Origin of the sequence: Streptomyces sp. NPDC048659, assembly GCF_040650575.1 — a bacterium.
In the GTDB taxonomy this organism is placed as follows: Bacteria; Actinomycetota; Actinomycetes; order Streptomycetales; family Streptomycetaceae; genus Streptomyces.
This window is the reverse complement of record NZ_JBEZHM010000043.1, coordinates 1-15,721: the sequence shown is the minus strand read 5'-3', so window position 1 is coordinate 15,721 and position 15,721 is coordinate 1. Positions and strand designations below refer to the sequence as shown.

Sequence of the window (15,721 nt, the reverse complement as noted above, 5' to 3'; positions counted from 1 at the left end):
GTTCGTCACCTTTCGCGCCGTTTCCTGGCGGATCACACCGCATAGGGGGTAATCGTGGGATTCTCATCGTATGACGCCCATCACAGAGGTGGAGGGGCGGCGGCTGGCGCTCAGCAACCTGGACAAGGTCCTCCACCCCGCCACCGGCACCACCAAGGGCGAGCTGCTGCACTACTACGCCACGGTGGCGCCCGCGATCCTGCCGCATCTGCGCGACCGCCCGGTCTCCTTCCTGCGCTACCCGGACGGCCCGGACGGGCAGCTCTTCTTCACCAAGAACCCGCCGCCCGGCACCCCCGCCTGGGTGAAGACCACGCCCGTGCCCCGCTCCGAGGACCCCCGGGCCCGGCAGGTGATGGTCCAGGACCTGGCCTCGCTGATGTGGGCCGCGAACCTGGTGGTCGAGTTCCACACCCCTCAGTGGCGGGCGGACGCCCCCGCGCTCGCCGACCGGCTCGTCCTCGACCTCGACCCGGGGCCGCCCGCGACGGTCGTCGAGTGCTGCCTGGTCGCCCGCCGGCTGCGGGACCGCCTCGCGGCCGACGGACTCACCGCGTACCCGAAGACCTCCGGCGCCAAGGGGCTGCACCTGCTGGTCCCGCTGCGGCCGACCCCGTCCGAGGAGGTGTCCGCGTACGCCCGCGCGCTCGCCGTCGAGGCCGAGGCGGCGCACCCGGGCCTGGTCGTGCACCGGATGGCGAAGGCGCTGCGCCCGGGGAAGGTCTTCGTCGACCACAGCCAGAACGCCGCCGCGAAGACCACCGCCACCCCCTACACCCTGCGGGCCCGCCCGCTGCCCGCAGTCTCGGCCCCGGTCACCTGGGCGGAGGTGGCGGACTGCGCCTCCCCGGACCGGCTCGTCGTCCTCCTGTCCGACATGCCCGGCCGCCTGGAGCGGTACGGGGACCTGCTCGCCCCGCTCCTCGACCCGGCGGCGGCGGGGGTGCTGCCGTGAACGGGGCGGGGGCGGGGGTCGGGGCCGGGGCCGGGAGCCCCGGCCCCGGTGACGCCGTCGTGCTCCGGCCGCCCGTCGACGTGATGCGGCCCCGGGCCGCCGACGAAATCCCGGCGGCGGACGGGGTGCCCGGCGGCTACCAGTACTCCCTCAAGCTCGACGGCTTCCGCGCGCTCGCCTTCGTCCTGGAAGGGGGCCGGGTCTTCCTCCAGTCCCGGGCCCGCCGCGACCTCTCCCCCGACTTCCCGGCGGTCGCCGCGTACCTGGGCGAGCGGCTGCCGCCCGGGATCGTGCTGGACGGCGAGCTCTGCGCGTACCGCGACGGGCGGCTCAGCTTCACCGACCTGCTGCGCCCGCACCGGGAGCGGGAGCGGGCCGGCGTCCCCGTCTCGTACATCGCCTTCGACCTCCTCGCCCTCCCCGGGCACGACCTGCGCGCCCGGCCGCTGCGGGAGCGCTGGGAGCTGCTCGGCGCGGCCCTCGACGGCACCGGGCCGCCGCTCCAGCGGGTGCTGGCCACGGAGGACGCGGCCACCGCGCGGGAGTGGTTCGGCGCGCTGCGCGGGGCCGGGGTGGAGGGGATCGTGGCGAAGGCGTGGAGCTCGGCGTACCGGGCGGGCGGCACCTGGTCCTGGCGGAAGGTGCGGTACGCGGACACCCGGGACGCCGTCCTCGTCGGCGTCTTCGGCCCGCCCGAGCGCCCGCACGCGGTGCTGGTCCGGCTGCCGGACGGGCGCACCCTGCGCACCGCCCCCCGGCTGACCGCGCCACAGGCCCGGGAGGTCGCCGCGCTGACGGCGGGGCTGCTCGCGGGGCCGATGGCGGACCCGGAGCACGGGACCGTCCGCCCGCTGACCGAGCACCTGCCGGTCGAGCTGCGGGTCCCGGCGGGCCGCCAGGACACGGCCCGCTTCGTCCGGGTCCGGGCGGCGGACCAGCCGCCGGAGCCGCCGGACCCCGACACCGAGCCCCGCCCCGGAGGGGGGCGCGCGCCGTGAACGAGCCCCCTGGCCGGATCGCCCACCCTGCCCCCGCCCCTCCCGTGGCGGTCCGTTCAGGACAAAGTCACGCAACGCCGCCGCGGCGGCCCGGCGGCCCGCCCGCCGGGGAACCGGGCCGGTCGGCCGTCCCCGGGGAGTGGTACGGACCGGATGCGGGGGCTCCGCGGGGGTCCTGAGGGGGTCCGGGAGCGGTCCCGCGGGGGTCCGGCGCGGCGCCGGGCGGAACGGCGGGTGGCGCAAAGCGAGCGGCCCGGCGGGGGTTCGCGGAGAGCGTCCGGCAGGCGAGCCCTCGTTCTCAGCGCGTTGGTGCACACTTGCTCCCTGGTACAGCGCTCACGGGGAAGGCGGCCTGGCATGTTGACGGGGATCGAGGAGGTCGACTGGGCCTCGCTGGGCCACGCGTACGGCCCGGCGGACGACGTGCCGGAGCTCCTGCGCGGGCTCGCCTCCGCCGATTCCCTGGAGCGGGAGAACGCGCTGGACGGCATGTACGGCGCGGTGCACCACCAGGGCGACGTGTACGACTCGACCCTCGCCTGCATCCCCTTCCTGCTCGAACTCGTCGCCGACCCCGAGGTCCAGGACCGGGGCTGCATCGTGGAGCTGCTGACCAGCATCGGCGGCATCGACCTCGGCGACGACGAGGAGGTCGCCGAACTCGACGCGGAGGACGCCGAGTTCATACCGGCGGCGAACTTCGCGATGGCCGCCGCCGCCATCGCGGCCGGTGCCGACGTCTTCCTCGGGCTGCTGCGCGACGCCGACCCCGAGGTGCGGATCGCGGCCCCGTGCGCGCTCGCCTCGCTGCACCCCGACCCGGTCCGGGTGCTCGGGCTGCTGCGGGAGCGGCTCACCGTGGAGCGGGACACCGAGGTGCGCCTGGCCCTGGTGCACGCGGTGGGCCGGCTGGCGCTGCGCCACGAGTCGCTGCGCGCGGAGACGGTCGACTGGCTGGGCTGGCTCTCCCGGGCGGCGCAGGCCCCGGGGCTGCGGCTCGCGGCGCTGGCGCAGCTGGCCCGGGTGGCGCCCGCCGAGATCCCGGACGACGTGGTGGACCGGGTGACCGTGCTGCTCGACGAGGTGCGCGCGGTGCCCGCCGCCGAGGGGCCCGGGGAGACCCCGAGGGCGGCCACGCCGACGCTGATCGGGCAGGTCAGGGAGCTGCTGGAGGAGCACTCGGCGGGCCGCCCGACGCCGTGGACCGAGGAGCTGCTGCGCACCCTGCACACCGCGCTCGACGACCGGGTGGACGAGCGCATCGCGCTGATCCTGGCCCAGCTCCGCAGCCCCGACTGGGGGCAGCGCTCGGACGCGATCTGGCTGTGCGGGGCGTTGATACGGGTCTGGCGGGGGCGGTACGACGAGGTGGTCCGGCTGATCGGCGCGCAGCTGAGCGATCCGGAGCCGCGGCTGCGCGAGGCGGCCACGTCCTTCCTGGAGCGGCTCTTCGAGCTGGCGGGCCCCTCGGCGGACGCGCTGTCGGAGCGGCTCGCCGCGGCCCCGGCGGGCCCGCTGGGGCCGCCGGGTCCGGCCGGCGGGCGGGGCGGGGCGCTGCTGGCGCTGGCCCGGTGCGGGGACGCGCGGGCGATCCCGCTGCTGGCGCGCGCCCTGGAGGAGGGCGAGGTGCGCCGGGAGCTGCTGTACGCGGTGAAGGCGCTGGGCCCGGCGGCGCTGCCGCTCGCCCCGGCGCTGCGGCGCGGGCTCGCGGAGGTGGAGCTGGACGAGCTGCTGTACGACCGGGCGGCGCCGCTGCTGTGCGCGCTGGGCGCGGTCCGGGGCGTGCAGGCGCTGCCGGAGGTGCTGCGGGTGCTGCGCGGGGCGCCGCCGAACCGGCGGGACTGGGTGCGGGAGGCGTGTCTGCGGACCCTGGCGGCGTTCGGCCCGGCGGCCCGGGAGGCGCTGGAGGACGCGCGGGCGCTGCTGGGCTCCGAGGCGGCGGCGGTGTCGTCGATGGCGGCGCAGGCGGTGTGGGCGCTGGACGGCTCCCCCGAGGAGGCGGTGGAGGCGCTGGACCGCTGGCTGCGGCCGGGGTCCTCGGGCGCGGAGTGGTGCGCGGCGGCGCGGGCGCTGGGCGCGATCGGCCCGGCGGCGGCCTCGGCGGCGCCCGCGCTGCGGGCCGGGCTGGGGTCGCGGGACCTGTGGGTGCGGGTGCGGTCGGCAGCGGCGCTGTGGCGGGTGTCGGGGGAGGCGGAGTCGGTGCTTCCGGTGCTGCTCGCGGCCTGGGAGGAGAACCGGCACACGCGGGTGACGGTGGCCGAGTGCCTGGCGGAGATGGGCCCGGCGGCGGCGGAGGCGGAGTTCGCGATCCGTACCGAGCTGGCCAGGAGACACCGGCACAACGCGCGCGAGGACGGGGCGGGCTCGCACGACGTGCACGACGACGAGAAGCTGCTCACGCTCTGCCGGGCGGCGCTGGCGCGGATGGAGCGGCACCGGATGTGACGGCGGCCGGGCGCTCCCGCCGCCACAAATAGACAAAAAGGACTTCCTTACGAATAAGGTCTATGGGAGGACCGGCAGCATCCTCGCCTTCGCCGACCCCCGGTGAAGTGAGACCCGAAGGAAGAACGTGGGACCCCGCGGAAGGCAGCTCATCGGCGCCGCGGCCGTATCGGCCGCGGCGCTGTTCGGCGCGCTCGCCCTGGCCGGCTGCGGCAACCAGGGCGACCTCCGGAGCGCGGGCCCCACCCCGACCGCCGTGGGACCGGTCCGCCTCTGGCCCGACCTGCCCCCCGCGACCAATCCGCCGATCGACTACGGCGAGTCCGACACCCAGCGGGTGCCCGGCGTCGCCGTCCCGGACAACGACGTGCGCTCGGTGGACCCGGTGGCGGTCGTGCAGGCCGAGGTGCGCGCCCACGGCGACGCCCGCAGCGGCGCGGACGGGCTCTACGAGCAGACCGTGAAGGCGATCGGCGCGTGCGCCACCGACCGCCCGCACTGCCCGGTCCTCACCCCGTACTACCGCGACCTCACCGGCAACGGGCGCGACGAGCTGATCGTCGGCATCCGGATGCCCGACCAGCAGCTCGGCGTCCGCGTCTACCTCGCCGAGAACGGCGGCCTGACCCGGATCATGTCCACCGTCGACCAGGTGGTCAGCGTCGAGCTGGCCGGCCGGGACCTGATCATGCGGGTCAGCTCGGCGGGCATCCCGGGCTACGAGTACCGGACCGCCTGGACCTGGGACCCGCAGCAGCGCACGATGCTGCCCGCGCGGGACGAGATCGTCCGGGTCAAGCCGCCGGGCCCTGGGGCCACGATGGTCCCGGCGCCCGCGTTCGTCAGCCCCACCGCCACCCCCACCACGGCGTCCGCGCAGCCCTGGGACGGCCGGCCCGGATCGGCGCCCTGGGACGGCAGGACCGGACCGGCACCCGGCGCGCCGCCCGAGGCGAGCCGGTGAGACGCCGCCGCCCCCGACTGCCCGCCTGGACCGCGACCCTCACCTGGAAGTCCGCGGTCTTCATCACCGTCATGTGCTGCGCGCTGGCGGCGCTGCTCGGCGTGCTCGTGCACGTGTCGGTGGCGAGCCAGACGGTGAAGGACTCCCGGGACAAGGCGCTCGCCCGGCTGGGCGAGGTCAGCCGGCTGTACGAGGCGGGCGAGCCGCTGCCCCGGTTCGCCGGGGTGGACCCGGACGGCCTGCCGGGCTCGCTGCGGGCGCTGGCGCTGCGCGGCGACCGGGGCACCATGGTCACCGAGTACCAGGGCCGGCCGACGATGTGGGCCGCGGGCCCGGCGGACGGCAGGGCCCTCGCCGTCCGCCTCGACTACTCCAGCGGCGTCGCCACCATCGAGGGCCTCGACCGCTCGATCCTCGGCTCCTCCGTGCTCGCCATCGGCGTCACCCTGCTCGTCGGCTCCTTCGCCGTCACCCGGATCACCCGGCGGCTGCACCTCACCGCGCAGGTGGCCCGGCGGATCAGCGCGGGCGACCTCGACGCGCGCGTCAACGACCCCCGTACCGAGGACCCTTCGCGGCCCCAGGACGAGGTGGCGACGGTGTCGGGGGCCCTGGACACCATGGCGTCCTCGCTCCAGCGCAAGCTCCAGACCGAGCAGCGCTTCACCGCCGACGTGGCGCACGAGCTGCGCACCCCGCTGACCGGGCTGTCCGCCGCGGCCGAACTGCTGCCCGAGGGGCGCCCGTCGGAGCTGGTGAAGGACCGGGTCAAGGCGATGCGGGGGCTCACCGAGGACCTGCTGGAGATCTCCCGGCTCGACGCGGGCACCGAGACCGTGGACCTCGCCGTGTACGACCTCGGCCCGCTCGCCGAGCGCGTGGTGCGGGCCTCCGGCACGCCGACCGAGGTCCGGATCGAGCGGGACGCGGCCGTGGAGACGGACCGGCGGCGCCTGGAGCGGGTCCTCGGCAACCTGGTCGCCAACGCGCACCGGCACGGCCTGCCGCCGGTGGTGCTGAGCGTGTCCGGCCCGGTCGTGACCGTACGGGACCACGGCCCCGGCTACCCGGAGTACCTGCTGGCGGCGGGCCCGCAGCGGTTCCGCACCGAGAGCGGCGGCAAGGGCCACGGGCTGGGCCTGACGATCGCGGTGGGCCAGGCGGAGGTGATCGGCGCGGACCTGGTCTTCGCCAACGCGCCGGACGGCGGGGCGGTGGCGCGCCTGGAGCTCCCGGAGTACGTGCGCCTGGCGGACCCGGACGAGGAGGCGGACCCGGACCACGAGCCGGAGGACGGGGAGCCGGACGGCGGGACGGACCCCGACGCGGAGCCCGGCACCGGCCCCGGCACGGACCCCGACGCGGCGCACCGTCACGCAAAAGGGACATAAAGCTTACCGCTTGCTACGTTGCGGTCCATGACCGCAGCGCCGCCGACGAAGCAGAAGGACGCGCGGGACGCGCCCCCGCCGGGGCTGCGCATCCCCAAGCGCCGCGGCGTGGAACTCTCCCTCCTCGTCTGCGCCGTCCTCATCTGCGTCTACGGCTACGCCGAGGTCGGCCTCGCCCGCAGCGGCGCCGTGCCGCCGGACGCCGCCCGCTACGGCGCCGGGCTCGGCGGGCTGGCGCTGCTCGCGCACCTGGCGGTCGGCTGGCGCGCCCCGTACGCCGACCCGCTGCTGCTGCCGATCGCGGTGCTGCTCAACGGCCTCGGCCTGGTCCTCATCTACCGGCTGGACCTGGAGACCCCCGGCGACCGCGCGGCGCCCACCCAGCTGGTGTGGTCGACGCTCGGGGTCGCGCTGTTCACGGTCGTGGTGGTGCTGCTGCGCGACCACCGGACGCTCCAGCGGTACGCGTACCTCTCGGTGGCCACGGCGCTGGTCCTGATGATCCTGCCGATCTTCTTCCCGGCGGTGAACGGGGCCAAGATCTGGATCCGGCTCGGCGGACTCTCGTTCCAGCCCGGGGAGTTCGCCAAGATCCTGCTGGCGGTCTTCTTCGCCGCGTACCTGGCCGCCAACCGCAACGCGCTCGTGTTCACCGGCCGCCGGATCTGGAGGTTCCAGTTCCCCACCGGGCGGGTGCTGGGCCCGATCGTGGCGATCTGGCTGCTCAGCGTCGGCGTCCTGGTGCTGGAGCGCGACCTGGGCACCTCGCTGCTCTTCTTCGGCCTGTTCGTGATCATGCTGTACGTGGCGACCGGCCGGACCGGCTGGATCGCGGTCGGGCTCGTGCTCGCGGCGGCCGGGGCCTTCCTGGTCGGCTCGCTCGAACCGCACGTGCACAGCAGGGTGCAGGACTGGCTCGACCCGTTCGCCTCGATCCGGGCCGGGGACGGGCCGGGGCAGCTCGCCCAGTCGCTGTTCGCCTTCGCGGCCGGCGGGATGCTCGGCGCGGGCCTCGGCCTCGGCCACTCGGTCCTGATCGGCTTCGCCGCCAAGTCCGACTTCATCCTGGCGACGGCGGGCGAGGAGCTGGGCCTGGTCGGCCTGACCGCCCTCTTCCTCCTGTACGCGCTGCTGGTCGCCCGCGGCTACCGGGCGGGGCTCGCCCTGCGCGACCCCTTCGGGCGGCTGCTGGCCATCGGCCTGGCCTCGATCCTCGCCCTCCAGGTCTTCGTCATCGCGGGCGGGGTGATGGGCCTGATCCCGCTGACCGGCATGGCGATGCCCTTCCTGGCCCAGGGCGGCTCCTCGGTCGTCACCAACTGGATCATCGTGGCGCTGCTGGTCCGGGTCTCCGACTCGGCGCGGGCACCGCGCCCGGAGATGGCCGACGGGGGCGTCATCGCCCCGATCGTGGAGGACGCGAAGTGATCCGCTACATCCGCCGGGCGGCGGCGCTCTGCCTGGTCCTGCTGGTCGCGCTGCTCGTCAACGCGGCGCGGGTGATGGTCTTCGAGGCCGACGCGTACGACGACAACCCGGCCAACCGCCGGATCGCGATCACCCGCTGGGGCGAGCCGCGCGGCGAGATCGTCGTGGACGGGCGCCCGGTCACCGGCTCGCGCGACAGCGGCCAGCAGCTGCGCTACGAGCGCACGTACACCCAGGGCCCGCTGTACGCGCCGGTGACGGGGTACGCCTCGCAGACGTACGGCACCTCGCTGCTGGAGAACGCGGAGGACGACCTGCTCTCGGGCACCGACCCGATGCTGGCGCCGCTCCCGCTGTGGAACGACATCAGCCGCGGCCGGCAGCCGGGCGGCGACGTGGTCACCACCATCCGGGCCCGGATGCAGGAGGCGGCGTACCGGGGCCTGGACGGCCGCCGGGGCGCGGTGGCGGCGATCGAGCCGGCGAGCGGCCGGATCCTGGCGCTGGTGTCCTCCCCCTCGTACGAGCCGGGCGCGCTGTCGGGGACGGGCCCGGCGGTGACGGACGCGTGGAAGAGCCTGAACGCGGCCCCGGAGCAGCCCATGCTGAACCGGGCGCTGCGGCAGACCTATCCGCCGGGCTCCACGTTCAAGATCGTCACCGCGGCGGCGGCGCTGGACGCGGGCGTGGTGACGGACGTGGACGCGCCGACCGGCATCCCGGACCCCTTCGTGCTGCCGGGCACCCGCCAGGTGCTGCCGAACGAGGCGACGGGCTGCGCGGACGCCTCGCTGGCGTACGCGATCCAGTGGTCGTGCAACACGGTGATGGCGGGGCTGGGGGTGAAGGTGGGGCTCACGGACATGGTGGCCGCGGTCGGGAGGTTCGGCTTCAACGACACGGGCCTGCGGGTCCCGTCCTGGGTGGCGAAGTCGAACTTCGACACCGCCATGGGCGACGACCAGCTCGCCCTCTCCTCGATCGGCCAGTTCGACACGGCGGCGACCCCGCTGCAGATGGCGATGGTGGCGGCGGCGGTCGCGAACAACGGCGAGATCGCCGCCCCGCACCTGGTCGAGCGCACCACCACGGCGGGCGGCACCACGGTCGACACCACCGGCCGCCGCAGCTACCGCCAGGCGATGCGCCCCTCCACCGCGAACCAGCTCCAGAACCTGATGGTCCGCGCGGTCGACGAGGGTACCGGCACCAACGCGGCGATCCCCGGCGCCCGCGTCGGCGGCAAGACCGGCACGGCCCAGCACGGCCTGGGCAACACGGGCACCCCGTACGCCTGGTTCATCGCCTGGGCCCAGGCCGCCGACTCGGCCCAGCCGGCCGTCGCGGTCGCGGTCGTGGTGGAGGACGCGGAGGCCAGCCGCACCGACATCAGCGGCGGCGGCAACGCGGCCCCGATCGCCAAGGCGGTGATGGAACAGGCGCTGGCGCTGGAGGCGGAGAGGCGGGGGTGACGGAAACGCGGCGGATCCCGCCTCCACGACGTGATCGTGGAGGCGGGATCCGGAGATGCGAGGACAGCCTGGGTCAGAGGACGCCGGTGGCGACCTCGCGGCATTCGGCGAGAGCCCGTGCTCCGGCCCCGGTGAACATCACCTTCGCCGTGTGCACGGTGTCGACGAATTCGACGGGCCGGCCGTATCTCCACATCGCGTGGACCGTGGCCTCCAGGGCGACGACCGCGTTGGCCGCCGTCCTTCCCGTACGAATGACGTCTCCGACCGAGACGGTTCCCCGAAGGCAACGGACGACGCAGGTGACCTCGGTGTCCGAGACCTGCTCGACGTGGTCGATGCCGAGGAGCCCGTCAGCTGCCATGTGCCGCCGCCTCTCTCACGAACTGTCCGATCTGTTGTGCTGTGAGTTTAGGCGTCATCTCCAGGAGCGGATTGAGATCCTCGATGCCGATCCTCATGGGAATGTTGACGCCCATCCGCCCGAGGATCTCCCGTGCGGCCGAGGCGGGAATCGAGATACTGGACCGCCGCGAGAAGTCCGCCGGTGATATCTCCACACCGACCTCCATCTCCCGCGCGATGTAGCCCTCGTGGGTCGCCACCCCGACCAGGTCGTCCGGGGTCGCGATCTGCACCACGGAGTCGCCGTACTGCTGCGAGTGCGTGGCGAAGATGGTGGCCACACCCGGGTCCGAGGACGTCGGGGTGACGCCGACACGCTGGGTGCCGGGGCTGCCGTCGAATCCCTCGGTCGTGCCGCGGAACACCGGGCAGTTCGTGTTGTGCGTGAGGAGCGAGACACCCCTCGTCACCACGTAGTACGTGTGGACGTCGCCCACGGTCAGGTTGTGGACCGTGGCGTCCGTGACCGTCCAGCGCTGGATCGCGGCGATCTGGACGCGCGTGCCCGCACTGGTGTGGAGCCACTGACCGGGCTGAAGGTCGGTGGCGTCGATCCACTCGCCGAGCTCGGGGACCCAGAAGGGGTGGCCGTCGGTCGCGGTGACCTGAGCCGTCTTCGGGCCTGCCGTGCCGTCGGTGTCGATCGTGATCCTGACCAGGTTCTTGAGACCCCGGCCCTTGATCTCCGCGGTGACCGTCTCGGCGCGGGTCTGCCCGGACTCCGGGTCGGTCGCGACGACCTTGTCACCCGCCTTGACCTTCTCGATCGGCTTGGTGGAGCCGTCGGCCATCAGCACCCTGGTGCCGGGCACGAAGCTGTTGCAGGTGCTGCTCTCACCGGCCTTGCCGGCACCACCGCTGCCGCTGGCGCCACCGTTCTGACGGGACGACCCGCCGGAGGAGCCACCGGGCTTGGAGGTGCTGACCTTGCCGCCGGAGCCCTTGCCGCCGCCCGAGCTCTTGGGCTGGGAGGTGGACTTCGGAGCGGCCTTGGCCTGCGCCTGCTTCTGCGTCCCGTTACCGGTCTTCCGCTTCGCGGCGGCTGCCGCGTCGGCCTTTCTCTTGGCCTCTTCGGCTGCCTTCTTCTTCGCCCGTTGAGCGGCTTCCTTCTTCGCCTTCTCGATCGCCGCCTTCTTCGCCTTCAAGGCCGCTGCCTCGGCGGCCTTGGCGGCCTTGAGCACCGCCTCGGCTGCCTTCTTGGCGGCCTTGAACGCCTGGATGGCGTCGATGGTGCGGTTGACGGCCTTGAGGACGGACGGGATCTTGCCGAGCTTGGTCCACGGGATGGCCCCGATGATCAGGCTGCCGCAGGACCACATGTCACCGCCGAAGCAGGCCATGGCGTCGTTGATGCCGATGAAGTCCTTCAGCGTCTCCCACGCGACCGAGAGGATGACGGACGTGAGGGACTTGCCCTGCATCGCCTGCGCCTGGGCGACCTGGGCCGCCGACAGTCCCGCGCCCGCGAGGGCCGCGGCCCGCTCGGAGGCGGTCAGGGTGATCGCCAGACCGGTCGGGTCCGAATACGTGACCGGGTTGTTCTGGGCGTAGACGTAACCGTTGGACTGCAACGGATCGTTCAGGTCGACGATCGGGTCGGCGGACAGGAAGCGTCCGACCACCGGGTCGTAGAGACGAACGCCGAGCGGCTGGTATCCGGAGGAGTCGTCACGGACCGCACCCAGGAACCCGGTGTGGGCCTGCGCGCCGGCACCCACCGTTCCGGCACCCCGCTGGTTGCCGAAGGGATCCTGCTTGCGGATACGGACGGCCATGGTCCCGCTGAGCGAGACCTCGGCGTACGTGGAGCCCTGGTGATCGGTGGTCAGGGCGACGAGATTGTCCGCCCCGGTGCCGTAGGCGTACCGCAGGACGGAGCCGCCGGCGCTGGCGTAGGTGCGCTGGGTGTTGACCAGGACACCGCCCTGCTGGACGGTCACCTCCGCCTCTCCGAGGTACAGCGTGGCCGACTTGCCCTTGATCGTGAGCAGACGGCTGCCGTCCGGCCCGTAGATGTGGCGGGTGTCGTTCTGGGGCGCCCACAGCTGCGCGGTGGCGGCACCGTCGCAGGTGGCCAGAACGATCGGCGTGGAGTTCGCCGAGTTCGCGCCCTGCACCGCCAGGCACAGACCGGACGCGACATGCGTGAGCTGCCCCGCCGTGTTGCGCTTCAGCTCCTGCGCGGCACCGCCGTTGCACTTCTGGATCTGCACCGCGGAGCCGGCCGTGTTCGCCGCCGGCTGGAGGCACCAGTCGTCGTAGACCGACATGCTTCCCCGGTTGGGGTCGCTCTGCGCCCCGCCCACGGGAGCCGGAGTCGGAGTGAACTTCCAGCTCTGCGCCGCCGAGGTGTTACAGGCGTACAGCTGGATCGCCTGCCCGGCGGCGGCGACGCCGCTCTTGAGGTCGAGGCACTTGTCGGCGAGGCCCACGTAGGGGGTCTTGCCTCCGGCGCCCGAGCCGGTGATCCGGTCGACCTGGCCCTCCGGCGTCCAGGTCAGCGACTGCTTGTCACCGTTCTGGATCGAGGTGACCGACTTCGTCTCGCCGGTGAGTTCGTAGAGACGATCGGCCTCGGCCTTGACCTGGGCCCCTGCCGGGGTGGTGTAGGTCTTCGACACCTTGGTCAGGGTGTGCGGCTGGGAGCCGTCGGCCTTGCCGTAGGCGTACGTGGTCGTCGCGTCCTTGGCCGCGTTGCCCGTGAGGTCCTTCTCGACCAGCTTCTTCCGGTTGCCCAGCAGGTCGTACTCGTACTGCTGCCAGTAGCCGGAGCTGTCGGTGCCGGCGGTCACGTTCAGCGAACCGTCGGTCTTCTTCGGGGCGCCGCAGGCGGTCTGGTCCTTGGAGGTCCACGCCTCCTTCAGCTGGCCCAGCGGGTCGTAGGAGAAGCACTGGCGCTCCTCGATCCCGGTGGCTTCCTCACGGATGTCCGTGACGTTGCCGGAGGGGTCGTAGGAGTACGAGCGGTTCGACACGAGGTTGCCGGTGACGACCGACGGATCGGACTTCTCCCGGTAGACCTGCTGGCTCTGCAGCTCTCCCGTGGACTCGTCGTAGGTGTTCTGCGCCCACACCCGGTACGGCTGCGCGCCCAGCGTGGAGCGCAGGACCTGGCCGTACGGCGAGTACACCGTCTCGGCCCCGTACCAGTCCTTGCCGGAGATGGTGACCGGCTTGCCGTCCTTGTTGTACCGGACGACCAGCTTCTCGGCGTCGAACTTGCCGACGGCGGGAAGCGTCGCCTCGTCGATGGCACCGGTGTCGGAGTAGGAGTAGCTGTAGGTGTAGTCCTTCTTGAGCCCCCAGGTGTCCACGAGCGCCTGCGGGAGGCTCAGCGTGGTCGAGGTCGGCTGGTAGTCCGCCGTGTAGCCGTTGACCTTCTGGGTGTACGCCAGACCGTCCGTGTAGCGGACGGCCGTGGCCGGCATGCCCTTGGCGCCGGGGACGGTGTCGTACGTGAACTCCGCGAGCGGCGTGCCGGAGGCGCTTCCCAGCTTCTGCGAGGTGGGCCGGGACAGCTCGTCGTAGCCGTTCCAGATCGTGATGCCGCGGGCGTTCGTGACGGTCAGCGGACGGTCACGGTCGTCGTACTTCGTGATCGTGGTGCCGGTGTCCGGGTCGGTCGCGGTCGCCATCCGGCCGCGGTTGTCGTACGTCCACGACCACGGGTGGGCCTCGTCGGTCGACGAGGTCGCCTTCACCAGCTGGCCGCGCGGGTTGTACTCGTAGCGGGTGGAGGTGCGGCCACCGGGCGCGTCCGGGTTGATCGTGTCCGTACGGACGGTACGGCCGGTGGCGTCGGTGAAGACCTGGTAGGCCGAGGTGCCCTGCGGCTGGATGACCTTCGACCAGTCCTGGCCGTACTCGTAGCGGACGGCCCGCTCCGGGTACGCCTTGGAGGAGGTCTCCTTGGTGACCGGGTCCACGTACTTCATGTACGGGGTCTCCTGGAGCACTCGGCCCAGGCCGTCGTACGTGTAGCGCGTGATGTTCGGGATGGCGGTGTCGGCGAGCGGGGTGAAGAGCTCGCCGGGCTTGGCGTCCCGGGTCAGGTAGGCGTTGTTGGTCTGCCAGACCTCACCGGAGCTGTTGTACAGCGTGTCGGTGACCAGGTAGCCGGCGTCGTTGTCGGCCTCCTCCAGCGACTGCCGCTCGCGGCCGAGGCCGTCGTACAGCGTCACCGAGGTCTCGATCCGGTCCTCGTAGCCGCGCGCGTACGTCGTGACGAACGGAGGCTTGCGGATCTCGCGAGTCGCGTCCTCCGGGTCGGGCTGCGGCTTCGGGATGGTGTACTCGGCGCGGAAGTCCGGCACCGACGACGCCGACGGCGTCCGGCCGGGCGCCCATGCCTCGGCGAGCCGGCCCAGCGGGTCGAACTTCGACTCGCTCGTGTTGCCGTTGGTGTCCGTGGTCTTCAGCGTGGTCGCGCGACCCGGCTCCAGCTCCTGGACCTGCGTGTGACCGAGCGAGTTCTTCTGGGTGACCTTGAAGACCTGGCCGGTGGCCGGCTCGAAGGTGACCGTGGCGCTCTTCTGCTCCGGGTTGGTCTGCCTGACGACACGGCCGATCGCGTCGAAACCGGTCGTGCCGTTGCTCTGGAAGCCGGAGCCGTCGCCCTTCAGCGACCAGGACTCGGTCGCCAGGCCACGCGACGTGCCCGCGAGGGCCGCGCCGTAGGCGGTGGCGTCGTACGCCGTCCGGTTGGCGCCGCTCAGCGTGGAGAGGTCCGCGAAGTTGGCGGCGGCGCAGGTGGTCGGGGAGACCAGGACCTGCTTGGACAGCCCGATGATGTTCAGACCGGTCTGGTGCAGGTACTCGGACTTGGTGCAGGACTCGTCGCCGGGCTGGCCGGTGTCGCCGAGCGACTCCACCTGGATGGGCAGACCGTAGGTCGGCTCGTAGGTGGTGAGGGTCTTCACCGTGCGCAGGGTGCGCGGGTCGTCCTCGTTGGTGCCGGAGGACTTGGTGTACGCGACCTCCTCGGGCTCCGTGACGCGCCATGCCTTCAGCGGGTCGAGGCCGTCGTCGCGGTTGCGCTTGGCGAGCTCGGTGGCCTCGGGGATGGTGACGCTGCGGGACAGCCAGTCGGTGTCCGCGTCGGTCGGGTTGGTGTAGCTGAGTTCCTCGGAGACGCGGCCCGCGAACGCCTCGCGGTCGTAGACGGCGGTGCCGTCCGACGCCTTGATGGCGTTGCCGTGGATGTCCTTGACCGGGACGGTGTCGCCCATGCCGCGGAAGTAGCGGGTGACGGCCTTGGACTGCTTGCTGCCGATGGCGGGGTCTTCGGCGCCCGTGATGACGGTCGTCTGCTCCGCGCCCGCGAACTGCGAGTACGTGCGCGTCGACTTCTTCGTGAACTCGGACTCGGCCAGCTTCCAGGCCGGGTTCTTGTACTGGTACGCCGTCTTCGTCGCGTAGGCGCCGGGGACGTTCGGGAGCTCCTCGATGGATTCCACGACGTACTTGTGGAACCAGTCGATGTCCTCGAACTCGGGGTCCGGGTTCCAGAACGACGGGTAGCAGAACTCGTTGTTCGCCTTCAGCCCGGCGGTGTCGGTCTTCGTGGGAAGGCCGGTGCCGGTGAGGCACTTGCCGGTGATCGGCTTGTACGTGACGGCGGTCTCGCCGCCGTACTCGTTGATCACGCGGGCGATGCGCAGGCG

The 15,721-nt window shown here is 72.9% G+C and carries 9 protein-coding genes; 7 read left to right on the top strand and 2 right to left on the bottom strand.

Going from position 1 to position 15,721, the window contains the following annotated elements:
- Positions 1–70: 70 nt before the first annotated feature.
- The 7 genes from ligD (at position 71) to AB0C99_RS27715 (ending at position 9,653) form a co-directional block, all read left to right on the top strand.
- Positions 71–955, top strand: coding sequence for a non-homologous end-joining DNA ligase (ligD, locus tag AB0C99_RS27745; RefSeq protein WP_362480459.1), 885 nt, complete (start codon positions 71–73; stop codon positions 953–955).
- Complete coding sequence (locus AB0C99_RS27740; RefSeq protein ID WP_362480457.1) at positions 952–1,953, top strand: DNA ligase; 1,002 nt, start codon at positions 952–954, stop codon at positions 1,951–1,953. The genes ligD and AB0C99_RS27740 overlap by 4 nt, the downstream gene beginning before the upstream one ends.
- A 357-nt stretch (positions 1,954–2,310) precedes the next feature.
- A complete protein-coding gene (locus AB0C99_RS27735) occupies positions 2,311–4,398 on the top strand; it encodes a PBS lyase (RefSeq protein WP_362480454.1) in 2,088 nt (695 codons plus the stop codon).
- A gap of 127 nt (positions 4,399–4,525) precedes the next feature.
- Positions 4,526–5,362 carry a hypothetical protein gene (locus tag AB0C99_RS27730; RefSeq protein ID WP_362480451.1) on the top strand — a complete coding sequence of 279 codons (837 nt, stop codon included), beginning with the start codon at positions 4,526–4,528 and terminating at the stop codon, positions 5,360–5,362.
- Positions 5,359–6,753, top strand: coding sequence for a HAMP domain-containing sensor histidine kinase (locus AB0C99_RS27725; RefSeq protein ID WP_362480448.1), 1,395 nt, complete (start codon positions 5,359–5,361; stop codon positions 6,751–6,753). Before AB0C99_RS27730 ends, AB0C99_RS27725 begins: the two co-directional genes overlap by 4 nt.
- A 27-nt stretch (positions 6,754–6,780) precedes the next feature.
- The gene (locus AB0C99_RS27720) at positions 6,781–8,181 is read left to right on the top strand and encodes an FtsW/RodA/SpoVE family cell cycle protein (RefSeq protein WP_362480445.1); all 1,401 of its coding nucleotides are present in this window, start codon (positions 6,781–6,783) and stop codon (positions 8,179–8,181) included.
- Complete coding sequence (locus tag AB0C99_RS27715; RefSeq protein WP_362480443.1) at positions 8,178–9,653, top strand: penicillin-binding transpeptidase domain-containing protein; 1,476 nt, start codon at positions 8,178–8,180, stop codon at positions 9,651–9,653. Before AB0C99_RS27720 ends, AB0C99_RS27715 begins: the two co-directional genes overlap by 4 nt.
- Before the next feature lie 73 nt (positions 9,654–9,726).
- Here the strand turns inward: AB0C99_RS27715 and AB0C99_RS27710 are convergent, their stop codons facing one another.
- Both AB0C99_RS27710 and AB0C99_RS27705 read right to left on the bottom strand, forming a co-directional pair.
- Complete coding sequence (locus AB0C99_RS27710) at positions 9,727–10,017, bottom strand: hypothetical protein (protein ID WP_362480440.1); 291 nt, start codon at positions 10,015–10,017, stop codon at positions 9,727–9,729.
- Positions 10,007–15,721, bottom strand: a 5,715-nt coding sequence (locus AB0C99_RS27705; protein ID WP_362480437.1) for a ricin-type beta-trefoil lectin domain protein, incomplete at its 5' end; no start/stop codon positions are given. The genes AB0C99_RS27710 and AB0C99_RS27705, both read right to left, overlap by 11 nt.

What these genes read in the sequence shown, in the direction of transcription:
- ligD (WP_362480459.1), top strand. Translation starts at nt 71, where the DNA reads ATGACGCCCATCACAGAGGTGGAGGGGCGGCGGCTGGCGCTCAGCAAC.
- AB0C99_RS27735 (WP_362480454.1), top strand. Translation starts at nt 2,311, where the DNA reads ATGTTGACGGGGATCGAGGAGGTCGACTGGGCCTCGCTGGGCCACGCG.
- AB0C99_RS27720 (WP_362480445.1), top strand. Translation starts at nt 6,781, where the DNA reads ATGACCGCAGCGCCGCCGACGAAGCAGAAGGACGCGCGGGACGCGCCC.
- AB0C99_RS27710 (WP_362480440.1), bottom strand. Translation starts at nt 10,017, where the DNA reads ATGGCAGCTGACGGGCTCCTCGGCATCGACCACGTCGAGCAGGTCTCG.